This window comes from Serratia odorifera, from assembly GCF_041448735.1.
Lineage (GTDB): Bacteria > Pseudomonadota > Gammaproteobacteria > Enterobacterales > Enterobacteriaceae > Serratia_F > Serratia_F odorifera.
Genome location: NZ_JBGMUT010000005.1, coordinates 109,255 through 132,793, shown reverse-complemented (window position 1 = coordinate 132,793; position 23,539 = coordinate 109,255). Strand labels below are relative to the sequence as shown.

At 55.6% G+C, this 23,539-nt stretch carries 19 protein-coding genes; 6 read left to right on the top strand and 13 right to left on the bottom strand.

Annotated elements, in window-relative coordinates; all coding sequences use genetic code 11:
- Positions 1-115: 115 nt before the first annotated feature.
- The 3 genes from ACCC84_RS14775 to ACCC84_RS14765 form a co-directional block, all read right to left on the bottom strand.
- Positions 116-1,894: a SmdB family multidrug efflux ABC transporter permease/ATP-binding protein gene (locus ACCC84_RS14775; RefSeq protein WP_004954574.1), complete on the bottom strand. Its 1,779-nt coding sequence runs from the start codon at positions 1,892-1,894 to the stop codon at positions 116-118.
- Complete coding sequence (locus ACCC84_RS14770) at positions 1,887-3,662, bottom strand: SmdA family multidrug ABC transporter permease/ATP-binding protein (protein WP_371902027.1); 1,776 nt, start codon at positions 3,660-3,662, stop codon at positions 1,887-1,889. The genes ACCC84_RS14775 and ACCC84_RS14770 overlap by 8 nt, the downstream gene beginning before the upstream one ends.
- A 90-nt stretch (positions 3,663-3,752) precedes the next feature.
- Complete coding sequence (locus ACCC84_RS14765) at positions 3,753-4,214, bottom strand: Lrp/AsnC family transcriptional regulator (protein WP_004954581.1); 462 nt, start codon at positions 4,212-4,214, stop codon at positions 3,753-3,755.
- Between the two features lie 121 nt (positions 4,215-4,335).
- Between ACCC84_RS14765 and ACCC84_RS14760 the strand changes: the two genes are divergently transcribed.
- On the top strand, positions 4,336-5,376 hold the full coding sequence (locus tag ACCC84_RS14760) for a PLP-dependent cysteine synthase family protein (RefSeq protein ID WP_273868931.1): 1,041 nt from the start codon (positions 4,336-4,338) through the stop codon (positions 5,374-5,376).
- A gap of 78 nt (positions 5,377-5,454) precedes the next feature.
- Here the strand turns inward: ACCC84_RS14760 and cof are convergent, their stop codons facing one another.
- Positions 5,455-6,273: an HMP-PP phosphatase gene (gene cof, locus ACCC84_RS14755; protein WP_371902026.1), complete on the bottom strand. Its 819-nt coding sequence runs from the start codon at positions 6,271-6,273 to the stop codon at positions 5,455-5,457.
- 160 nt (positions 6,274-6,433) lie between these two features.
- Here cof and ACCC84_RS14750 point away from each other — a divergent pair, with 160 nt between their 5' ends.
- Both ACCC84_RS14750 and queC read left to right on the top strand, forming a co-directional pair.
- Complete coding sequence (locus ACCC84_RS14750) at positions 6,434-8,134, top strand: SgrR family transcriptional regulator (RefSeq protein WP_371902025.1); 1,701 nt, start codon at positions 6,434-6,436, stop codon at positions 8,132-8,134.
- 108 nt (positions 8,135-8,242) lie between these two features.
- On the top strand, positions 8,243-8,941 hold the full coding sequence (gene queC / locus ACCC84_RS14745; RefSeq protein WP_004954590.1) for a 7-cyano-7-deazaguanine synthase QueC: 699 nt from the start codon (positions 8,243-8,245) through the stop codon (positions 8,939-8,941).
- Positions 8,942-8,959: 18 nt separating this feature from the next.
- Here the strand turns inward: queC and ACCC84_RS14740 are convergent, their stop codons facing one another.
- The 9 genes from ACCC84_RS14740 to bolA form a co-directional block, all read right to left on the bottom strand.
- On the bottom strand, positions 8,960-9,391 hold the full coding sequence (locus ACCC84_RS14740; protein ID WP_004954593.1) for a YbgC/FadM family acyl-CoA thioesterase: 432 nt from the start codon (positions 9,389-9,391) through the stop codon (positions 8,960-8,962).
- A gap of 157 nt (positions 9,392-9,548) precedes the next feature.
- Positions 9,549-9,926 carry a ComEA family DNA-binding protein gene (locus ACCC84_RS14735; protein WP_004954594.1) on the bottom strand — a complete coding sequence of 126 codons (378 nt, stop codon included), beginning with the start codon at positions 9,924-9,926 and terminating at the stop codon, positions 9,549-9,551.
- A 139-nt stretch (positions 9,927-10,065) separates the two neighbouring features.
- A complete protein-coding gene (gene ppiD / locus ACCC84_RS14730) occupies positions 10,066-11,949 on the bottom strand; it encodes a peptidylprolyl isomerase (RefSeq protein ID WP_004954596.1) in 1,884 nt (627 codons plus the stop codon).
- 296 nt (positions 11,950-12,245) lie between these two features.
- Positions 12,246-12,518 carry a nucleoid-associated protein HU-beta gene (hupB, locus tag ACCC84_RS14725; RefSeq protein ID WP_004954599.1) on the bottom strand — a complete coding sequence of 91 codons (273 nt, stop codon included), beginning with the start codon at positions 12,516-12,518 and terminating at the stop codon, positions 12,246-12,248.
- Positions 12,519-12,732: 214 nt separating this feature from the next.
- Positions 12,733-15,087 (bottom strand): endopeptidase La, encoded by a 2,355-nt coding sequence (gene lon, locus ACCC84_RS14720; RefSeq protein WP_004954602.1) that lies wholly within the window; start codon positions 15,085-15,087, stop codon positions 12,733-12,735.
- Positions 15,088-15,280: 193 nt separating this feature from the next.
- Entirely contained in the window at positions 15,281-16,552 is a 1,272-nt protein-coding gene (gene clpX / locus ACCC84_RS14715) for an ATP-dependent protease ATP-binding subunit ClpX (protein WP_039991048.1), read from the bottom strand.
- A 161-nt stretch (positions 16,553-16,713) separates the two neighbouring features.
- Positions 16,714-17,337 carry an ATP-dependent Clp endopeptidase proteolytic subunit ClpP gene (gene clpP / locus ACCC84_RS14710; RefSeq protein WP_004954607.1) on the bottom strand — a complete coding sequence of 208 codons (624 nt, stop codon included), beginning with the start codon at positions 17,335-17,337 and terminating at the stop codon, positions 16,714-16,716.
- A 401-nt stretch (positions 17,338-17,738) separates the two neighbouring features.
- Positions 17,739-19,043 carry a trigger factor gene (gene tig / locus ACCC84_RS14705; RefSeq protein WP_004954610.1) on the bottom strand — a complete coding sequence of 435 codons (1,305 nt, stop codon included), beginning with the start codon at positions 19,041-19,043 and terminating at the stop codon, positions 17,739-17,741.
- A gap of 363 nt (positions 19,044-19,406) precedes the next feature.
- Positions 19,407-19,721, bottom strand: a complete 315-nt coding sequence (bolA, locus tag ACCC84_RS14700; protein ID WP_004954613.1) for a transcriptional regulator BolA — start codon at positions 19,719-19,721, stop codon at positions 19,407-19,409.
- Between the two features lie 312 nt (positions 19,722-20,033).
- On the opposite strand from bolA, the gene ACCC84_RS14695 reads away from it, so the two are divergent.
- The 3 genes from ACCC84_RS14695 (at position 20,034) to cyoA (ending at position 23,537) form a co-directional block, all read left to right on the top strand.
- Positions 20,034-20,612, top strand: coding sequence for a lipoprotein (locus ACCC84_RS14695; protein ID WP_004954616.1), 579 nt, complete (start codon positions 20,034-20,036; stop codon positions 20,610-20,612).
- A gap of 53 nt (positions 20,613-20,665) precedes the next feature.
- Positions 20,666-22,144, top strand: a complete 1,479-nt coding sequence (gene ampG / locus ACCC84_RS14690; RefSeq protein WP_004954618.1) for a muropeptide MFS transporter AmpG — start codon at positions 20,666-20,668, stop codon at positions 22,142-22,144.
- 439 nt (positions 22,145-22,583) lie between these two features.
- On the top strand, positions 22,584-23,537 hold the full coding sequence (cyoA, locus tag ACCC84_RS14685) for a cytochrome o ubiquinol oxidase subunit II (protein ID WP_004954621.1): 954 nt from the start codon (positions 22,584-22,586) through the stop codon (positions 23,535-23,537).
- Positions 23,538-23,539: the final 2 nt, after the last annotated feature.

The following is a 23,539-nucleotide window of genomic DNA, read 5'->3' as shown; positions in this document are numbered from 1 at the left end:
TGCAATTGTGCAGCGTGCGCCGTGAGGGTGCATGGCAGGGCATTTTACCTGGCACGCTGCCTGATTGTGGTGCGAGAGGATTAATGCGGGAGCCGCAATGGCTCCCGAGAACAGATCATGCCGTTTGGATATCTTCACGGCTGCTGGCGGCCAGCTCTTCACCCACCAGCTGTAACTGATACATCTGGTAATAACGGCCTTTTTGCGCCAGCAGTTGCTGATGATGGCCCTGCTCCACCGCATGCCCGCGGTGCAACACCAGTATCGAGTCCGCATCGACAATGGTCGACAAACGGTGAGCGATCACCACCAGCGTGGTGTGCTCGCGAATCAGCCGCAGCGCGCGCTGGATCGCTTGTTCGGTACCGGAGTCGATATTGGCGGTGGCTTCGTCAAGGATCAGGATCTGCGGTGCCAGCACCAGCACCCGCGCCATCGCCAGCAGTTGCTTTTGCCCGACCGACAGATTATTGCCCTGTTCGCCAAGCCGCGTGTGGATCCCCTGTGGGAACCCCCGCACCAGTTCCGCCAACTGTACGGTTTCCAGCGCCTGCCATACGGCCTGTTCGCTGATATTGCGGCCAAGCGTCACGTTGGCCAGCACCGATTCGGCCACTACCACCGGATCCTGCTGCACCATCGCCACCCCTTGGCGCAAGGTACGGTGCGACAGACTCGACAGCGGTCGGCCATCCAGCCGTATTTCCCCTTCATTGACCGGATAATAGCCCATCAACAGGTTGGCCAGAGTACTTTTGCCACTGCCGGTATGGCCGACCAGCGCCACGAAACCGCGTGACGGCACCTGCAACGAGATATGTTGCAGCACCTTTTTGTCTTCACGATAAGCGAAGGTCAGGTTGTCGATTTCGATGCGGCCGCTTGCCAATGGATGTTCGTCGGTACCGTAACTCTGCTGACGACGATCCATCAGCTCAAAGATACGCTCGCCGGCCACCACCGCCTGCTGCAGAATCGATTGCTGCGACGTCAGCTCGATCAGCGGCTCATTCAGCCGACCGAGATAATTGATAAAAGCGTACAGAACCCCAACGCCGATGCTCCCTTCGCCGCTGAAGCCAAACAGCATCAGTAAGCCACACAGCACCAGCGCCGAGAACAGACTGAGTAGTGGCCGCAGCAGAAAGCCGTCCAGCCGCAGCGTCTGCATGCGCGCAGTATAATGCGACCAACTGGCATTGCTCATGCGCTCGCCAAAGCGAAGCTGCTGACGGAACTGCTGGATCACCCCCATGCCGTTGATCACTTCGTTAAAACCGTCGTTGATATCCGCCAGATAGCTGCGCACCCGCCGCACAATTGGCGTGCTGTAATATTGGTAAATACCCATTACGATCAAAACCGCCGGGAAGATGCAGATCGCTACCAGCGCCATGCGCCAATCGAGACTGAACATCGCCACCAGCATCGCGCCGATCAGCGCCGCGCTTTTCAGCACGGTGGAGACCACCATCACGTACAGATCCTTAATCACTTCGGTATCGTTGGTGACGCGGGAAATCAACTGCCCGACCGGCTGGGTATCAAACGCGCTCAGCGGCTGACGCAGCGCGGCGTCCATCACGTCGGTGCGCAGACGCTGCACCACGCCGACCGCCGCCTGATTAAACAAAATCGCCTGAAAATAGTGCAGTGCCGCCGCCAGCAGCTCCAGCAGAATATACGCCGCCGCCAGTCCGGTAACGATCGTCAGCGGCAGTTGCCCTTTGGCAACGTAGTTATCGATGAAATAGCTGACCAGGATCGGCCCGGCCACTTCCGCCGCCGCTGCAACCCACAGCATCAGCACCGCTATCCCCAGCGGTTTGCGGTATGGTGAGCCATAGGCCAATAGCCGTTTTAGCGTCGGCCACAGCGTTTGTACTTTACTCATTGGTTAACATCTCCACGCCGATTTCCGGCGCCTCGTCCAACGCGGCCTCCAACTGTTGATAACGATACATATCGCGATACCAACCGGGCTGCGCCGACAACGTTGCGTGCTCGCCGCGCTGTGCCACGGTGCCGTGCTGCATCACCAGAATTTCACTGGCTTCGGTCAGCGCCGACAAGCGATGCGCACTGATGATCACCGTGCGGTTTTGCCCCCAGCTACGCAGATTGTGCAGGATCTGGTGCTCGGTACGGCCGTCCACCGCCGACAAGGCGTCGTCGAGGATCAGGATTTCCGCCTCCAGCAGCAGCGCTCGCGCGATTGAAATTCGCTGCTTTTGCCCACCGGACAGCATCACGCCCCGCTCGCCGACTTCGGTTTCATAGCCCTGCGGCAAGCGCAGAATATCGTCGTGAACGCTGGCCAGGCGCGCCGCCTGCTCGATTTGTTCCTGCGTAGCCCCCGGCTTGCCCAAGGCGATGTTATTCGCCACGCTGTCGGAAAACAGGAAAGGCGTTTGGCTAACGACCGACAGGCGCGCACGCCACGCATCCAGTTTCAATTCGGTCAGCGGCAGGCCGTGGTAACTGATATCGCCTTCATCAATATCAAACTGCCGCTGGATCAACGCCAGCAGCGTGCTCTTGCCTGCGCCGGTCGGACCACACAGACCAAGCATCTGGCCGGGTGCCAGATGCAGCGCCACATCATGTAACGCGCTATGCGCGTTTTCCGGGTAATGGAAACGGCGAATGTCGACCGCCAGTTGCCCACGCCCCGGCGGCAGTTCGCTGTCGCCGTCACGCACCGCCGGCGCTTCGGCCAACAGGCTGCGAATACGGCTGTAGGCCGCACTGCCGCGTTCAACGATGTTGAACATCCAGGCCAGCGCCAGCATCGGCCAAATCATCAGGCCGAGATACATGACAAAACTGGTCAGTTGGCCAAGCGTCAGCATCTGGTTGACTACCATCCAGCTGCCGCCGCCGATCGCCAACAGATTGGCCGCGCCAATGGCGATATAAATCGTCGGGTCGAAACGCGCGTCGACCCGCGCCACGTGCATATTCTTGGCGCCGGTCTGCGCCGCCACGTCGGCAAACTGATTGGATTGATGATCTTCCAGCCCGAACGCCTTGATCATACGGATACTGGTCATGCTTTCCTGAGCCTGATCGTTCAGGTTGGAAAACGCCGCCTGCGCTGATTTGAAACGCTGGTGCAGCTGATCGCCGTAATATTTGATCACGATAGCCATGATCGGCATCGGGATCAGCGACAACAGCGTCAGTTGCCAACTGATCTGGGTACTCATCACGATCAGCACCACCAGGCCCATCACCAACGAATCCACCAACGTCAATACTCCCTCGCCCGCGGCAAACACCACGCGGTCAACGTCATTGGTGGCGCGCGCCATCAGGTCGCCAGTACGATGACGCAAATAGAACGCCGGGTTTTGTCGGCTGAGCTGGCGGTAAAAATTCTCGCGCAGTTCAACCGCCAATTGATAGGAGGCACCGAACAACAGCACCCGCCACACGTAACGCAGCAGGTAAACGACAATGGCGGTGGCAACCATCAATCCCAGCCAGGCCATCAACACGCCGCTGGTCATATGATTTACCGTTACGCCGTCGACAATCACGCCCACCAGCTTGGGCGGCAGCAGTTGCAAAATAGCGATGATAATCAGCAGTGCCACCGCACCGAGGTAGCGGCGCCATTCACGGCGAAAATACCAGCCGATTTGAGCAAATAATCTCACGCAGTCTTATCCAAAATAGGTTGGTTTTTACTCTTGTTGTGCTTTAGCAGCGTAGAATACCACCGTTGAGCGGCCAATTCGGTGAACTTTTCACTCCGGAACCGGCAGCGCAGTAGTATATTTGATTTTTTCCATCGCGAAGCTCGACGTGACGTCAATCAATCCCGGTACGCCATTTACCAGCCGTTTGTAAAAGTTATCGTAGCTTTTCATGTCCGCAACCTGCACTTGCAGCAGATAGTCGTACTCGCCCGCCATGCGATAAAACGCCAGCACTTCCGGCATCTGCGCCGTGAGGTCGACAAAAGCCTGATACCACTCGCTGCTGTGCTGCTGGGTTTTGATCAGCACAAACGCCGTCAGCCCCAATCCGAGCTTTTCGTTATCCAGCAATGCCACGCGACCGCGAATGTAACCTTCATCCTCCAGGCGCTTCAGTCGCTTCCAGCACGGCGTCGAGGTCAGGTTGACCGCCTCGGCCATCGCCTGCAGCGACTGGGTACAGTCCTGTTGTAACAGGCGCAACAGCTTACGATCTGTTTTATCTAGCATAAGGCCACCATGGAGAAATATTTTCTCTTATTTGGCGATTAAACAGGAAAAATGGCAATCTTTTTTTCCTGGCAACGCGCTATGCTACGCGCAAAACAACTTACTAGTTTAAGGCCAGACGATGACAAACACTTGGGTAAAATATGCTATCGGTGAAATAGAAGCGGATTTCCAGCGCTCCGCCGACACCCACCTGATCCGCCTCAACCTGGCTGAGTTTCCCGGCATTCACCTTTATCTGAAGGATGAAAGCACCCACCCGACCGGCAGCCTCAAGCATCGCCTGGCCCGTTCGCTGTTTTTGTACGGATTGTGCAATGGCTGGATCAACCAGAATACGCCGATTATCGAAGCTTCTTCCGGCAGCACTGCGGTATCGGAAGCCTACTTCGCGCGCATGATTGGCCTGCCGTTCATTGCGGTGATGCCATCTTGCACCGCGCGGCGCAAAGTGGAGCAAATTACCTTCTATGGCGGCCGCTGCCACTTTGTCGATCATGCCGCACAGATCTATGCCGCTTCTGAACAACTGGCCCAAGAGCTGAATGGCCACTATATGGATCAGTTCACCTACGCCGAACGTGCGACCGACTGGCGCGGTAACAACAATATTGCCGACAGTATTTTTCGCCAGATGGCGCGCGAACCGTTCCCGGTGCCGAAACACATCGTGATGAGCGCCGGCACCGGCGGTACCTCGGCAACGCTGGGCCGCTATATCCGCTATCAAGGGCATGATACGCAACTGACGGTAGTCGATCCGGAAAACTCGGTGTTCTATGACTGTTTCCAGCACCACGATCGCACGCTGATCGGCAGCTGTGGCAGCCGGATAGAAGGTATCGGACGCCCACGCGCGGAACCGTCGTTTATTCCTTCGGTGATCGACAATATGCTGCGCGTACCGGATGCCGCCAGCGTTGCCACCATCCACTGGCTGGAAGGCATTCTGGGGCGCAAGGTGGGCGCATCCACCGGCACCAATCTGTGGGGAGCGCTGCAACTGGCCAGGCAAATGCGTGAGCGTGGAGAACAAGGCGCTATCGTCACCTTGCTGTGCGATAGCGGCGAACGCTATCTGGATACCTACTACAACCCGCAATGGGTCAGCAGCCATATCGGCGATCTGACGCCGTACCTGGAACAGCTGCGCAACCTGTAAGTCACCCGCGCATCCCGCAGGCGACAGCGATAAAAAAAGCCGGGTAATCATACCCGGCCGGCTGCAAGGGGGGCTCCGCTATACGGGGGTATATGGGGAGCCAGGTGAACACAGCCAATGGTTCAAATAGTGAGCCACCGCCTGCGTTTGGCAGTGGCCGATAACCGTAAGTTGCGGCAGTTGCGCTTTCAACTGCGGTAATGCATTGCCCATCACCACGCCGTGGCCGACGGCGGCGAGCATTTCCTTATCATTCATCGCATCGCCAAACGCCATGCACTCCGCCATGGAGACGCCCAGGTGAGCGCCGAGTACGGTCAGCGCCGCCCCCTTATTGCAGCCCAGCGGCAGCACTTCCAGGCAATCGTAAGCCGAAAAACACAGATCCACCCGCCCGGCAAAATGCGCCTGCAACTGCGTCTGCAACCGCATCAGTTCCTGATGCGCTCCTACGAAACATACCTTGCTGTTACCGCTGGTCGGCAGGTTGCGCGGATCGGTCAGCTGAAAATGAAAACCGCTCAGATGGTGCGCCCGCAACAGTTCCGGCGCAGCAAATTCGGTCAGCCATCCCTCATCACGAAAAACGTGCATGCTGGCCGAGGTATCCCACTGATGATGCAGCAGCTGTTCGGCAATCTGCGCCGGCAAATCGCTGGCATGCAGTTGCTGCCCGCGATTATCGTAGACCCGGGTGCCGTTACCGGTAATCAGGTAGCCCTGCAGGCCCAACTGCGCCATGATCGGTTGCGCATCAAGGTAATGACGGCCAGTGGCGAAGGTAACGATCATCTCGCGTTCAACCAATTGATTCAGCGCAGCCAGCGTTTCCGGCCCAATGCGATGGTCGGGAGTCAGCAATGTGCCATCCATATCGAACGCTGCCAGGCGATACATAAAGACCTCATAAATGTCGAATCAGTTACCGTGCTGAAAGTATGGGGTGGTATTTACGGAAGTAATAGTGAACAATTTGAAAAAACCGTTCCTGATTTATCAACGATAAATTCCATACCGCAGCCAACGGCGCGGCAGCATGGAATAACGAGGGGATGCCATGCGCCTGATTCACCGTCTTGGCCAGTATCAACGCCTGTATCAACAACTCGGTAGCGAACCGGTATTGATGACCATGGCGCAGCTGGCGGCGTTGTTTTATTGCAGTGAACGACACGCACGCACCCTGGTGCAACAAATGCAGCACCAGGGCTGGCTGAGTTGGCATTCACAGGCCGGTCGCGGCAAACGCGCCAGCCTGCAGTGTCTGAAAATGCCGGACGAGCTGCGCAGCGCACTGTTACAACGCCTATTACAGCAAGGCGATCATCAAGGCGCGCTGGCGCTGGTTCGATTGGATCCGCAACATCTGCAGGAGGTGCTGAGCCCGCACCTCGGCGGGCAATGGCAGGCGGATAGCCCAACGTTGCGTATCCCTTATTATCGGCGATTGGAATCGCTGGATCCGTTGTCGCTCACCGGTCGCGCGGAACAGCATCTGGTTTCCACTCTGCACGCCGGCTTGACTCGCTTTACGACCGGCAACCGGCTTCCACAGCCGGATCTGGCGCACCACTGGCAAATCAGCCCCGACGGCCTGCGTTGGCAGTTTTTTCTGCGTAGTCAATTGCGTTGGCATAACGGCGAACCGCTCAGCGGCCAGCAACTATTGCAGACCCTGGAAAAACTGCGCTCGCACCCGCGCAGCATGCCGAGTCTGGCAAGCGTCGCCGCGATCGCTCTGCCACATGCGTTATGCATCCAGTTCGATCTGCATACGCCGGATTATTGGCTGGCGCATCGATTGGCCGACTTGCCCTGCCTGATGACCCACCCGGAAAATGCTACGCTCGGCGCCGGCGCGTTCAAGCTGACGCTGAACGAACCGCACCTGGTACGGTTGGAACAGCACCCGTATTATCATTTGCAACACCCGTACCTGGAGAGTATCGAATACTGGATCACACCGGCGCTGGCGGCCGGCGGCGACGCCAGTTGTCAGCATCCGGTACGCATCACCATCGGCCAGCAGGAGGAACTGCCCTTTGCCCGACCGGTACAACGCAGCATGAGCCTCGGCTGGTGTTATCTGGCGCTCAACCTGCGACGCGGCACACTCAGCCAGGCCCAGGGCAAGAAGCTGCTGATGCTGATCCAGCAGTCTGGCCTGCTGGCCAACCTGCCGATCCCCAATGGCGTCATCACCCCCAGCCAGGAAATGCTGCCTGGCTGGGCCATTCCGCAGCACTCGGCCGCTAAAAACCTGGCGTTGCCACCAAAACTCACGCTGCTGTATCGCCCGCCGGTGGAACTGATGACGGTAACCCAGGCGCTGAAAGCGCTATTGGCCGAACACGGCTGTGAGTTGGAGATCCGTTATTTTTCCGGTAAGCGTTGGCAGAGCGCGGAACAAATCGCCGAGGCCGATTTGCTGCTGGCCGATAATCTGATCGGTGAAGCACCGGAGGCAACCTTGGAAAGCTGGCTGCGGCAGGACGCGCTGTGGCAGGCCATTTTGCCGCCGTCCGCGGCCCGCCAGCAGACGCACAGGCTGCGGCAAATTCAGCAATACCCGGACGAGTCGCGGCGCTTTGCCGCAATGCAGTCTTATTATCAACAATTGATGGAGACGGCGATCATCACTCCGCTGTTCAATTATCAATATCAGGTCAGTGCGCCGCCACGCATTCATGGCGTCACGCTCACCGCTCACGGCTGGTTTGATTTTTGCCAGGCCTGGTTGCCCCCGCCGGTGGCGTAACCGCCGCTACGCCCAGCCCGTCCGTTCTGCTACCATAATGCTGACCAATGTCTTTTATCAGGCCGCCCGAATGTGTATCGGGAATGGCCGCAGCAAAGGAATAATTCTATGAGACGTGCCGTAGTGGTATTCAGCGGTGGACAAGACTCCACGACCTGCTTGATCCAGGCTTTGCAGCAGTATGACGAGGTTCACTGCATCACCTTCGATTACGGCCAGCGCCATCGCGCTGAGATTGACGTGGCTCAGGAACTGTCACACTCGCTCGGCGCCAAGGCCCACAAGATCCTGGACGTCGGCTTGCTCAACGAACTGGCAATCAGCAGCCTGACCCGCGACAACATTCCGGTTCCGGCGTTTGGTAGCGAAACCGAGGGCGGCCTGCCGAGCACCTTCGTACCGGGCCGCAATATCCTGTTCCTGACACTGGCAGCCATCTATGCCTATCAGGTGGAAGCGGAAGCGGTAATTACCGGGGTGTGCGAAACCGACTTTTCCGGTTATCCGGACTGTCGCGACGAATTCGTCAAGGCGCTCAATCAGGCCATCGTGCTGGGCATCGCCCGCGATATTCGTTTTGAAACGCCGCTGATGTGGCTTAACAAGGCGGAAACCTGGGCGCTGGCGGATTATTACCATCAGCTTGACCGCATACGCCAGGATACCCTGACCTGCTATAACGGCATCAAGGGCGACGGCTGTGGCGAATGCGCTGCCTGCCACCTGCGCGCCAATGGCCTGACGCAGTATCAAAGCCGACAAGCCGACATCATGGCAAGCCTGAAGCAAAAAACCGGGCTGATCTAAGCTCTGCAAGGGCGGCACTCATAGCCGCCCATCGCCCGTGGCGTTGATTACCGGCTGCTGCAGGCTCATCAGGTGCTCACGCAGCTCCCCTTCAATCGGTAACGCCCGCTGAGTTTTCAAGTCAACGCAAACAAAAGTCAGCAGCGCATCCGCCACCGCTGAACCTTGTGGTTCCAGGGTCACCTTCTGGCTCAGCACGCCGCTTTTGCCGTTCAACTGTTCCATCCGGCTGTCGATGCGCAACCTGTCACCCAGCACCGCCGGCTTGCGGTAATTGATGTTGATATTCACCACGATGAAGGCGATGTTGTTTTCCGTCATCCAGCGGAAGGCATCCAGATTATCCAGCCATTCCCAGCGAGCCTCCTCCAGGAACTCCAGATAGCGAGCGTTATTAACATGTTGATAAACATCAAGGTGATAACCGCGGACTTTAATCAAGGTTTGCATAATGCACGTTCGCTCCTGCCCGGTGGTAACAAAATAAGGCGAGGCGATAGATTGCGCCCCGCCAATGTGAGAATGTGTCACACACTGGTATGACCTGTAAAAATGTAGCAGAGGAATGCGGCGGCCAGCATATTTTGCCACGCGGCCGCGATCCGGATCACATTTTCAGCCGGCCACGATTACGTTCAAACAACGACAAGCCTATGCCTGGCACCTCCTGTAACTGGTCAATTTCGGTAAACGGCCCATGCTGCTCGCGGTAGCGCACGATCGCCTCGGCCTTTTTCAACCCAACGCCATTGAGCACGCTGGCCAACTGTTCCGCATCCGCCTGATTGATGCTTACCGTCGCTTCAACCTCGGCGGCTGCCGTCGGCGCTTTTGCCGCAGAGGCCGTCGTGGCGGCTTTTTGGCCCGCAGCCGGTTTCTCCGCCGCCATCGCCGGCGCCAGCGTCAGCAGCAACAACGTGGTTGCCAACAGGGTTTTGATGCTGTGCCGATAACCTTGAACCTGACTGATTTCGTTTGATGTCATTGCTGTATCCTCCTTGTATTTGACAGCACGGTCACCTTGCGGCAGATACTCGGCGACAGCAATCGACGGATGTTAAATATGGAAAAGGCCGCGAAAGCGGCCTTTGGTGATTACATCGGGTTGCAGAAAAATGCGCGGGTTATTGCGGCTGTTGTTCGGCCGCGCCCATTTTGATCTTGGCTTCTTTGCGCAGATTGGCCAGCAGCGAATCGAAGGTTACGCCGATCGCGCTTTCCTGCATTTTGCCGGCAAAGGTTTTCATTTCATCAGCCGGCAGCGTTCCTGGCTTCACCGCCTCCAGGGCAATCAGCACTACGTTGTCCTGGCGATCCTGTGACATACCGTATACCGGCTTGCCTTGCTGCGGGTGCGGCAGGGCAAATACGCTTTCGGTCAGTTGGCTATCTTCCGGCGCACGCGCCATCTTCTGCACGGCACCAAAGCTCAGGCCGGCCGCTTTCAACGCCTCATCGCCCTTACCCTGCTTCAGTTCGACCAGCAGCTTCTCGCCCTGCAGTTTGGCCTGCTGCACCGCCTTGTTGCGCTTAACCAGCTCGGCAACGTGATCCTTTACCTTGTCAAATGGTTCAACGCCTTCCGGCTTGTGACCCGAGACGCGAATAACAAAGGCGCGATCGCCCTCAACGTTGATCACATCCGAGTTGCTACCCGGACTACCGTTTTCGCCGATCAGCGAGCCGTCGAAGATCGCCTGCACCACCGGTTTGAAGTTCAGTTCAGCCGGCACGTTATCCCGTGTGAACCAGGCGGTTTTCGCAGCTTTTACGCCTGCGGCTTCTTCTGCCGACGCCAGCGACTCGTTGTCATTGGTAGCGGCTTCGCTGACTTTTTGCTGCAACGCATAATAGGCGTCGACCGCTTTCTCTTGCTTGACCTTGTCGGCGATGCTGTCACGTACTTCGCTCAACGGCTTGAGCTTTTCCGGCTCAACGTCATTGAGGCGTACGATCAGGTAGCCTACCGAGGATTTCACTACGCCGGAAAGCTGGCCTTTTTCGCTCAGTTTGGCTTCTTTCAGCTCGTCTGCGGTGGTATCAGGCTCCAACCAACCCAGCTCGCCGCCGTTGCGTTTGGAGATGATGTCGGTGGACTTCTCTTTTGCCAGCGTGGCGAAGTCGGCGCCTTTGTTCAGCTCATCCAGCACCGCCTTGGCTTCGGCTTCGGTTTTCAGCTGGATGACGCTGTAGTTCTTGCGTTCCGGCTGGCCGTAGCTGCTTTTGTGCTGGTCGTAATACGCGCTGATGTCCGCATCGTTTACCGTGATCTTGCTTTGCATCGCGGCGGCATCCATCGGGATATAGCTGACTTCCACCTGCTCTGGCGCAATGAAGCTGTTCTTGTTCTGGTTGTAATACTCTTTGAGCTCGTCATCGCTGACGTTCTGCTTGGCTTGCAACGCATTCAGATCGATGGTTGCCAGGCGCACATCACGCTCTTGCAATACCAGCGCGGCCATCGCGTCAGACTCGCTCGGCAGGACGAAGCCGGAGTTGCCGAACGCCTGGATCACCTGCTGGTTAAGCAGTTGCTGGCGCATTGACTGCGCATAGTTGTCGGCGCTGTACCCCATGCGGGTGATCAGATCGAGATACTTGGCGTTATCGAACTGGCCGTTAGTCTGGAAATAAGGCGCTTTGCGAATCGCATCCTTGACCTGATCGTCGCTGATGCTCAGACCCAGTTTCTTGGCGTACTGATCAAGCAGCATGTTGTCGATCAGCTGTGACAGCGCCTGTTGGCGCAGCTGCTGCATGTAACCTTCATTACCGGCCAGCGCAGAGAACTGTTCGCCCAACTGCTGCTGCATACGGCTACGTTCGCTCTGGAAGGCCTGCTCCAGCTGAGCGCGTTCGATCACCTGGCCATTTACTTTCGCTGCATAATCGCCGGAACCGCCGATCAGGTAGTTACCCACCCCGGTCAATACAAATGACAAGATGATCAGGGCCAGGATTATTTTGAGCACGACGTTGTTAGCTGCCGCGCGTAAATTGTCCATCATAGTGTGACAACGCTCCGCTGTGATGTATTCCCTTTATGCGTCAGACTGCTGGCGCGCCGACTCCTGCACCTATCCCGACCGGGTACTGCGCGTACCTGCCGAAGGAGCGTTGCCGTCTTGCTGCAACCCGATGCTGCCGGGCATAGATTAAAAACCCTTGTGCAGGCGCGTTCCCTGCGACAAAAATAAAAAAAGCGCATCAAACGATGCGCCTTGTATCTTACCTTACCAACTCCGTTGCGTCAGGTGATTGTTTGACACAAAACCCATTGACGCTAACCGGTTAGACGCTGCAATCAGTTTACCGCGTCTTTCAGCGCTTTACCTGCACGGAAAGCCGGTACTTTGGCAGCAGCGATTTTGATTTCTTTACCGGTCTGCGGATTACGGCCGGTGCGGGCAGAACGCTCACGCACGGTGAAAGAACCGAAACCAACCAGAGCTACATCATCCCCTTCCTTCAGGGAGTCAGTTACGGATGCAATGATTGCATCTAAAGCACGTCCAGCTGCCGCTTTGGAAATATCAGCACCTGCGGCAATTTTGTCGATCAGTTGTGACTTATTCACTCTATCATCCCCTCTAGAATTCTATCGTCGCGCCGAAAAATCCCTACGGCGCGACAGCGCAGCTGTTATATCAAGCCCGTCGAACCTGTGCAAGTGCCCACAATAGGACAGAACGCAGGCCAACAGTAGTCTAACTTAGCGGCACAAAAAAATACTGGCAAGTCAGAAATGGCTTGCCAGCATAAGTTTTATCAATGGATTTTGCTATACGTCACTATTTTACCGCGATCGGCTGTGCACCGAAGGCCGGGTTCTGCAACGCAATGTTCAAAACTTCATCGATTTTCTGTACCGGATGAATCTCAAGATCGGCAATAACATTGTCAGGGATCTCTTCAAGATCGCGTTTGTTCTCATACGGAATCAATACGGTCTTGATACCGCCGCGGTGGGCTGCCAGCAGTTTTTCCTTTAGGCCACCGATTGGCAGCACCTGACCACGCAAGGTGATCTCGCCGGTCATTGCCACATCGGCACGCACCGGGTTACCGGTCAGGCAAGAGACCAGCGCGGTACACATCGCAATACCGGCGCTTGGACCATCCTTCGGCGTCGCACCTTCCGGCACATGCACGTGGATATCGCGTTTTTCATAGAAATCCGCATTGATGCCCAGCTTGTCGGCGCGCGCGCGCACCACCGTCAACGCAGCCTGAATCGACTCTTGCATGACTTCACCCAGCGAGCCGGTATAGGTCAGCTTGCCCTTGCCCGGTACGCAGGCGGTTTCAATCGTCAGCAAATCGCCGCCGACTTCCGTCCACGCCAGACCGGTGACCTGACCGATGCGGTTTTCGGTATCCGCACGGCCATAATCCACACGCTGAACGCCCAGATAGTCTTTCAGGTTGTCACCGTTGATCTCGATGTGCTTGATCTTCTTGTCCATCAACAGCGTCTTCACCGCTTTACGGCACAGCTTGGAGATTTCACGCTCCAGGCTACGCACCCCGGCTTCGCGGGTGTAATAGCGGATAATGCCGATAATGGCGCTGTCATCAACCGTCAGCTCGTTTTTCTTCAACGCGTTACGTTCGATCTGCTTCGGCAGCAGGTGCTGTTTGGCGATGTTCAGCTTCTCGTCTTCGGTATAACCGGACAGACGGATCACTTCCATACGGTCCAGCAATGGCGCCGGGATATTCATCGAGTTCGAGGTGGCGACAAACATCACGTCGGACAGATCGTAATCGACTTCCAGATAGTGGTCGTTGAACGCCACGTTCTGTTCCGGATCCAGCACCTCAAGCAGCGCCGAAGCCGGATCGCCGCGCATGTCGGAAGACATCTTGTCGATCTCGTCCAGCAGGAACAACGGGTTTCTCACCCCGACCTTGGCCATCTTCTGGATCAGCTTGCCCGGCATCGAACCGATGTAGGTACGACGGTGACCGCGGATTTCCGCTTCGTCACGCACGCCACCCAGCGCCATACGCACGTACTGACGACCGGTAGCGCGAGCGATGGATTGCCCCAACGAGGTTTTACCCACCCCTGGTGGCCCCACCAGGCACAGGATCGGCCCCTTGATTTTGCTGACGCGACTTTGCACTGCAAGATACTCAAGGATGCGATCCTTGACCCGCTCCAGGCCGTAGTGATCGGTATCCAGCACTTCTTGCGCCTTGACCAGATCTTTCTTCACCTTGCTGCGCGCGTTCCACGGTACCTGCAACATCCAGTCGATATAACCGCGTACCACGGTCGCTTCCGCCGACATCGGCGACATCATTTTCAGCTTTTGCAGTTCGGCTTCGGTTTTCTCACGCGCTTCTTTCGGCATTTTTGCCGCGTCGATCTTGCGCTTCAGCGCTTCGTGCTCGTCCGGCGCGTCGTCCATCTCACCCAGTTCTTTCTGAATGGCCTTCATCTGCTCATTCAGATAGTACTCGCGCTGGCTCTTTTCCATTTGCTTCTTGACGCGATTACGGATGCGTTTTTCGACCTGCAACAGATCGATTTCCGACTCCATCATCGCCATCAGGTATTCGAGGCGCTCGGTGATGTCAAACATTTCCAGCACCGATTGCTTGTCGCTGAGCTTCAGCGGCATATGCGCGGCAATGGTGTCCGCCAGGCGCGCAGCGTCGTCGATGCTGTTCAGTGACGTCAGCACCTCCGGGGGAATTTTCTTGTTCAGTTTGATGTAGCCTTCAAACTGATTGATTGCCGTGCGTACCAGCACTTCCTGTTCACGCTCGTCGATCGCCGGCGACTCAAGGTATTCGGCCTGAGCGGCAAAATGCTCGCCGCTGTCGGACAGGGTGGTGATACGCGCGCGCTGCAAGCCTTCCACCAGCACTTTTACCGTGCCGTCGGGCAGTTTCAGCATTTGCAGGATCGACGCTACGGTGCCGACCGAGAACAGATCGTTAATGCCAGGTTCATCCGTTGAGGCCTCTTTCTGTGCCACCAGCATGATCTTCTTATCGTGATCCATTGCGGCTTCGAGGCACCGAATCGATTTTTCCCGGCCAACAAATAACGGGATCACCATATGCGGATAAACCACCACGTCGCGCAACGGCAAGACGGGGATTTCAATGCGTTCGGAACGCTCAGGGTTCATAGAGCTCTCTCTTAGTTTAATTTCCGCCAGGATTTAGGGGATTCTCATGAGACGCAAGCATCAAACGTTTCATAAAATCTGGTTATTGAGTATATGGGGATGAATCTCTTACATTCAACGGCAAGAATGCAGGAAAAAGAAATGGGGGATAAAATCCCCCATTTTGTATTAACTTTCTGGTTTGACTGGCGAATTATTCACCGGATGCCTGAGCTTCCGGCTTGCCGTAAATCAACAGCGGTTTGGATTGGCCGGCAATCACCGATTCGTCGATCACCACTTTATCTACGCTGTCCATCGACGGCAGATCGTACATGGTGTCCAGCAGCGCGCCTTCAACAATCGAACGCAGACCACGGGCGCCGGTTTTACGCGCCATGGCTTTCTTGGCAATGGCGTTCAACGCTTCGTCACGGAACTCCAGTTCGACACCTTCCAGATTGAACAGCGCCTGATACTGCTTGGTCAGGGCGTTCTTCGGCTCTTTCAGGATCTGAATCAGCGCGTCTTCGCTCAGTTCGCTCAGGGTGGCTACCACCGGCAAACGGCCGATGAATTCCGGGATCAAACCAAACTTGATCAGATCTTCCGGCTCTGCCTGCAACAGCAGTTCGCCTTCGGTGGCTTTTTCTGCCTCGCCCTTCACGGTCGCGCCAAAGCCAATGCCGGAACCGGTATTCACGCGCTGGCCAATCACCTTGTCCAACCCGGCGAATGCACCGCCGCAGATAAACAGAATCTTGGAGGTATCAACCTGCAGGAATTCCTGTTGCGGATGCTTGCGGCCACCCTGCGGCGGAACCGCGGCAATGGTACCTTCGATCAGCTTCAGCAACGCCTGCTGTACGCCTTCACCCGACACGTCGCGGGTAATCGACGGATTATCGGACTTGCGCGAAATCTTATCGATTTCATCAATGTAAACGATGCCGCGCTGCGCTTTCTGCACGTCATAATCACATTTCTGCAACAGTTTCTGGATAATATTTTCCACGTCCTCACCTACGTAACCGGCTTCGGTCAACGTGGTGGCATCGGCCATGGTAAATGGCACATCCAGGAAACGCGCCAGCGTTTCAGCCAGCAGCGTTTTACCGCTACCGGTCGGGCCAATCAGCAGGATGTTGCTCTTGCCCAACTCGATGCCGTTGCTGGTATCGCCGTTGCGCAGACGTTTGTAGTGGTTGTACACCGCAACCGCCAGCACTTTCTTCGCCTGCTCCTGGCCGATAACATAATCATCCAGGTGGTGGCGGATTTCGTGCGGCGTCGGCAGCGCACTGCGCTCACGATGCGGGGCAACTTCTTTAATCTCTTCGCGAATAATGTCGTTACACAGGTCAACACATTCATCGCAGATATACACTGACGGACCGGCAATCAGCTTACGCACTTCATGCTGGCTTTTGCCGCAGAAAGAGCAGTACAGCAGCTTTCCTGAACCGTCTTTGCGCTTATCTGTCATCAGTAAACCTCTTCTTTTGTCTTTGTCCCGCAGGAAAATCATGGCGGCAGTGCGCCCAAACTGATACCGGGAACGCCGATAATGCTGTACAGAACGGGCTATCCCCGCTCTGTTTACTATAGTCTATCGGCTCGCACTTAACGCTCGCCGGCCGCGTGCTACTAGCTGCGGTGCGTCAGAATGCCGTCGACCAGACCGTATTCTACCGATTCTTCCGCAGTCATAAAGCGATCGCGCTCGGTATCGCGGTCGATCTGCTCCAGCGACTGTCCGGTGTGCTGCGCCATCAGCTCGTTCATGCGCGCTTTCACCTTCAGAATTTCCCGCGCGTGGATTTCGATATCCGTCGCTTGCCCCTGATAGCCGCCCAGCGGCTGGTGAATCATCACCCGCGAATTTGGCAGGCAGAAACGTTTGCCCTTGGTGCCGGCGGTAAGCAGGAATGACCCCATGGAGCACGCCTGGCCCATACAGATAGTGCTGACATCAGGCTTGATAAATTGCATGGTGTCGTAAATTGACATACCGGCAGTGATCACCCCGCCCGGCGAGTTAATGTACAGGAAAATGTCTTTTTCCGGGCTTTCCGCTTCAAGGAACAGCATCTGTGCCACGATCAGGTTGGCCATGTGGTCTTCAACCTGGCCGGTCAGGAAAATGATGCGCTCTTTCAGCAGGCGGGAATAGATGTCGTAAGAACGCTCCCCGCGTGAGGTCTGCTCAACCACCATCGGCACCAGTGCCATGTGAGGTGCAAATTGATCTTGTTCGCCACTGTATGACATTACCGTCTCCTAATAGAAATTGCCTTGGCGCCATTGTTTGTCGATTCTACTTGAGAACAGCCACGCTGACTACGTTCAAGCATCCGACTCGCGCCACATGACCCTGACGGTCGTTATCATCCCGTGCTCGGCAAACAGCCCTGGTTTATACCAGTTGGGGGGCAGCGGGCGAAATTTCAAGCCCGGTGCGCAACTTTCCGCGATCGCCAGCTGCAGCTTTCGCGCGCACAGGCACCATCATGCCAGCAATCAGCGCCGGCAACAGGGTAAATATAGTGCAAATTGCCTCGCTTAACCTGAGATTAATCAGCCACGTGGCAAAAAGAAAAGCCCGTAACCGAAGTTACGGGCTTTTTCAGATTACACCCGGGGTTCGGCACGCCGCCCCCGAGGTTCAGGCATTACGCCTGTTGAGTCTGGTTCATCAGCTCGCTGAAGGTAGTGGCTTTCTCGGTCACCTTCGCTTTGGCCAGCAGCGTTTCAACCGCCTGCTCTTCCAGGGCAACGTTGCGCATGTTGTTCATCAGCTCTTTGTTTTTGCTGTAGAACTCAACCACTTCGCTTGGATCTTCGTACGCGGAAGCCATTTCTTCGATCAGCGCTTTCACGCGATCTTCGTCAGCCTTCAGTTCGTGCGTGCTGATCACTTCGCCCAGCAGCAGACCAACGACAACGCGACGCTTCGCCTGCTCTTCGAACAGTTCACGTGGCAGTTCCAGCGCCTGCTTCTCGTTACCGCCGAAACGCTGTGCAGCCTGACGACGCAGCACGTCGATTTCGCCGTCGATCAGCGCAGCCGGCACGTCGATTTCATTGGCGCTCACCAGACCGTCGATCGCCTGAGTCTTGATGCGGTTACGCACCGCGCCTTTCAGCTCGCGCTCCATGTTTTTACGCACTTCGGCGCGCAGACCTGCAACAGAACCATCAGCCACGCCGAAACGCTTGATGAATTCTTCGGTCAGTTCAGGCAGTTCGCGCTCTTCGACTTTCTTCAGCACGATGGCGAACTTGGCTGCTTTCCCTTTCAGGTTTTCAGCGTGGTAATCTTCCGGGAAGTTGACGTCGATGGTGAATTCTTCACCGGCTTTATGACCTACCAGACCTTCTTCGAAGCCTGGGATCATGCGGCCCTGGCCCATGGCCAGCACGAAGTCGGACGCTTTGCCGCCTTCAAATTCTTCACCGTCGATAGAGCCGCTGAAGTCAACGGTCACGCGGTCTTCAGCTGCTACCGCGCGGTCGGTGTCTTTCCAGCTCGCCTGCTGCTTGCGCAGGGTGTCCAGCATGGTGTCGACATCGGCATCGTTAACTTCTACTACCGGTTTTTCAACTTCGATGCTTTCCAGGCCTTTCAGCTCGACTTCTGGATACACTTCGAACTCGACGGAGAAATTGAAGTCTTCGCCTTCTTTATACTCGCCCGGCACGTAGTTTGGTGCGCCGGCCGGGTTGATTTTTTCCTTGATGATCGCGTCAACGAAGTTGCGCTGCATCAGGTCGCCCAGCACGTCTTGACGAACAGAGGCGCCATAACGCTGCTCAACGATGTTCATTGGCACTTTGCCTTTACGGAAACCGTCAATACGCACGCTTTTCGCTGCATTGATCAGCTCTTTTTTTACTGCCTGCTTGATAGTATCGGCGGGTACAGTAATAGAGAGACGGCGCCCAAGGCCTTGAGTGGTTTCTACTGAAACTTGCATCTTGTTACCTCAAAAATATCACAGTGCTCGGTCAACCCCGTTCCAAGAACCAGGACGGCTGCATTACAGAACCGAGTTCCCTGATGCCGAGAGCGTCCCGAAACCATTCCGAAAAATAAGACGCGACATTATAGCGGCGCATGCGGAGCGAGTCGAGGAAAGCAAGACGGTGCATGCGCGTTAAAACTCACACTTTTACCGATTTCCGCTAAAAAATCGCCGTTGCCGACCTTTCTGCGTTGCATCTCGTATGGGCCGCGTCGTCGTCAAAAACAGAAACGGCCCGTAGGCCGTTTCAAAATTCATCAGTAGTAATACCCTAGATCGAGGCTAAAGTTCCACTGATACCTGAGTTTTTACGCTTCAGGCCAAGGTCCCAGCCCCGCGACAGGGTGGCGAAGCAGGAACGGTGTCCTGCAGGCCCTCCCATTCCTTCTGGGTATAGGTATGCAGCGCCAGCGCATGCACGCCGTCAGCCAGTTCATCGGCCAATACGCCATATATGGAACGATGGCGAGTCAGAAAACGTTCGCCGAGAAAGCGATCGCTGACCATTACCACCTTGAAATGACTTTCTGAACCCGCCGGAACGTTATGACGATAGCTTTCATCAACCACTTCCAGATACGCGGGCTCGAACGCCGCCCTTAACTTTGCTTCTATTTGCTCGCGAATCATAGGATCTCCTTACAACACCGGCAGAGGACCATGCCATCTAGTTCAATATTAGCCGGTTTTGCCCCCGTTAGAATATTCCTATCGTAAATTTCTGCACTTTGCGGTGAAAAAACAGCCAACGCCGGCCTTTGCTTGGGGTTTATCTGATTGAGAGCGGCAAAAAAGCATGTTTTTATCAACGGTAGGTAAAAAATTGTCACTCGGGCGCGTTGAGCACTTCCCCCGGCCGGCGGCGATGCTATGATGTCGACAATATATTGTTGGCTATCCCGCTCAGATTATTACTATTCCATCGAGAATGAGACAGTAACTATGTTAAAGAAACTTTGTCTTCCCTTCCTGGCCGCATTACTGCTGGCCGGTTGCGCTACCAGCAGCAATACCCTGAACGTTACGCCAAAGATTGTGCTGCCGACGCAGGATCCGACTCTGCAAGGCGTGACCATCAGTATCAACGGCGCTGACCAGCGTAAAGATCAGGCGCTGGCCAAAGTGAACCGCGACGGCCAATTGGTGACCCTCACGCCATCACGCGATCTGCGTTTCCTGTTGCAAGAAGTGCTGGAAAAACAAATGGGCGCTCGCGGCTACATGATCGGCCCGGACGGCGCGGTAGACCTGCAAATCATCGTCAACAACCTGTATGCCGACGTTTCCGAAGGCAATCTGCGTTATAACATCACCACCAAAGCCGACATCTCCATTATTGCAGTGGCGAAAAACGGCAACAAGCAGGTGAAGAACTACCGCTCAACCTATAATGTGCAGGGCGCGTTCACCGCGACCAATGACAAAATCACCAATGCGGTCAACACCGTGCTGGGCGACGTCATCGCCGATATGGCGCAAGACACCAGCGTCAACGACTTTATCAAGCAGAACGCACGTTAATGCGTTAGTGCCCAGTATTGCCCGGGCGACCGGGCAGTACAGACAGGGATCTCATGTCGAAACAGTACTTTAATATCTTCACCCAGCGTAACTCCGTGGTTCTGCTGCTACTGGGTTTTGCGTCGGGTTTGCCGCTGGCTCTCACCTCCGGCACCCTGCAAGCCTGGATGACCGTCGAGAATATCGATCTCAAGACCATCGGCATTTTTTCGCTGGTGGGTCAGGCCTATGTATTCAAATTCCTCTGGTCGCCGTTTATGGATCGCTACACGCCGCCGTTCCTTGGCCGGCGGCGTGGCTGGCTGCTGATCAGCCAGCTACTGCTGGTGGCGGCCATTGTGGCGATGGGCTTTATGAACCCGGCACAACACCTGTGGTGGCTGGCAACATTGGCAGTACTGGTAGCGTTTTGCTCTGCGTCGCAGGACATCGTGTTCGATGCCTACAAAACCGATTTGCTGGCGGCAGAAGAACGAGGTGCCGGCGCAGCGATTTCGGTACTGGGCTATCGGCTGGCGATGCTGGTTTCCGGTGGATTGGCGCTGTGGCTGGCCGATCGCTATTTTGGCTGGCAATCGACCTACTGGTTGATGGCCGGTCTGATGCTGATCGGCATTGCCGCTACGCTATGGGCGCCGGAGCCAGATGACAGCATTGCCGCCCCACGCACCCTCGAACAGGCAGTGGTCGCGCCGCTACGCGACTTTTTTGCGCGCAACAATGCCTGGCTGATCCTGCTGCTGATCGTAATGTACAAAATGGGCGACGCCTTCGCCGGCAGTCTCAGCACCACCTTTTTGATCCGCGGCGTCGGCTTTGATGCCGGTGAGGTCGGTTTGGTCAACAAAACGCTTGGGTTGTTTGCCACCATCGTCGGCGCGCTGTTTGGCGGCGTATTGATGCAGCGCCTCAGCCTGTTCCGCGCGCTGATGCTGTTCGGCCTGCTGCAGGCCGTTTCAAACCTGGGCTACTGGATCCTGGCGGTTACCGACAAGAATATCATCACCATGGGTAGCGCCATCTTCCTGGAAAACCTGTGCGGCGGCATGGGTACCGCAGCCTTCGTCGCGCTGCTGATGACGCTGTGCAACAAATCGTTCTCCGCCACCCAGTTTGCGCTGCTGTCGGCGCTGTCCGCCGTCGGTCGCGTCTATGTCGGCCCCATCGCCGGCTGGTTTGTCGAAGCGCACGGCTGGCCGTTGTTCTATCTGTTCTCCATTGCCGCCGCCCTGCCAGGACTGCTGCTGCTGGCGGTGTGCCGCCAGACGCTGGAATACACGCAAAAAACCGACCACTTCATGCCACGCAGCGAATTCCGCCAGCTCTACCGCTGGGCGCTGCGCCTGCTGGCTCTCGGTTGCTCACTGCTGGGTATCTGGTTGTTGCTGTTGATCGTTGGTGCGCTGGGCTGGGGCGTGCTGCCAGTGCTGACCGACGGCGTTTTACAGCTCGGCGCTGCGCTGAGCCTGCTGGGTATTGCCATGGGCAGTCTGCTGGACTATCTGGCGCTGCGCCGTACGCAGCTCGCCTGACGCCACGGCCGGCGTAACCGCCGGCCGTCAAAAAAGCGTAAGCAGGATGAATTAATTCTGCAAAAAAAATATAATTGCGGCGCAAATAATTTTTTTATCCGACTAATGCACTCGGAAATAAAATTAAATTCACCTTTGATGCACATTTATTTTACATTAAATAAACCTTTCCCTGTCATTTAAAAAAAACCGTTTTTGCTCGTTAAAACAGCTTACCTTTATTTTTCCTTAACATAGAGGTCACTCGTCACGATTCAGCGCGCCAACGCGTTGTTGCCATTGGTAAATTGTCACGCAACGTTACATCTGTGACCCCCTTAACAGAAAGTGTCAACAAGCCGCTGACACAACCCTAAGCATGTTTACAGTACTGCAACCTTCCCGTAAAATGCCCGCACACATGAAACGACAATAGAGCCTTTGTAATTGAGGTCGTTAGATGAGACTTAAGAAATACAATAAAAGTATTGGGATGCTGTCATTAATTGCATCCACTGTAATGCTCAGTGGTTGCGATATGGTTCTGATGAATCCCAAAGGAGCAATAGGTGTTGAGCAACGGACACTGATACTCACCGCGATCGCTTTGATGCTGATCGTGGTGATACCAGTTATTATCATGGCGTTCGCCTTTGCCTGGAAGTACCGTGCTTCCAACAAAGACGCCAAGTACAGTCCTAACTGGTCACACTCCAACAAGATCGAAGCGGTCGTCTGGACCATTCCTATCATTATCATCGCCATCCTTGGCACCATTACCTGGAAAACCACCCACGAACTGGATCCATTCAAGCCGATTGTCACCGACAAGAAGCCAATGACCATTGAAGTGGTGTCGCTGGACTGGAAATGGTTGTTCATCTATCCGGAGCAGGGTATCGCAACGGTAAATGAACTGGCCTTCCCGAAGGATGTTCCAGTCGAATTCAAGATCACCTCTAACTCGGTAATGAACTCGTTCTTTATTCCTCAGTTAGGTGGGCAGATTTATGCGATGGCCGGCATGCAGACCAAACTGCATCTGATCGGCAACGAAGCGGGCAAATACGACGGTATTTCCAGCAGCTTCAGCGGTCGCGGGTTCTCCGGAATGAAATTCACCGCCATTGTCACGCCGACCGAAGGCGACTTCGATCAGTGGGTGGCCAAGGTGAAAGAATCCTCCAAGAATCTTAATACCACCGACGACTTTAACAAACTGGCTGAGCCGAGTGAAAACAACCCGGTTGAGTACTTCTCCACTGTCAAACCGAATTTGTTCAAGGAAACAATTGGCAAATTCATGGGTGATATGCACACGCACAAGAGCGCAGTGACTACTGCACACGAAGGCATGGACATGAACCAGGGTATGGACATGGGCGAACATGCTCACGCCGGAGCCGAGGAATAATC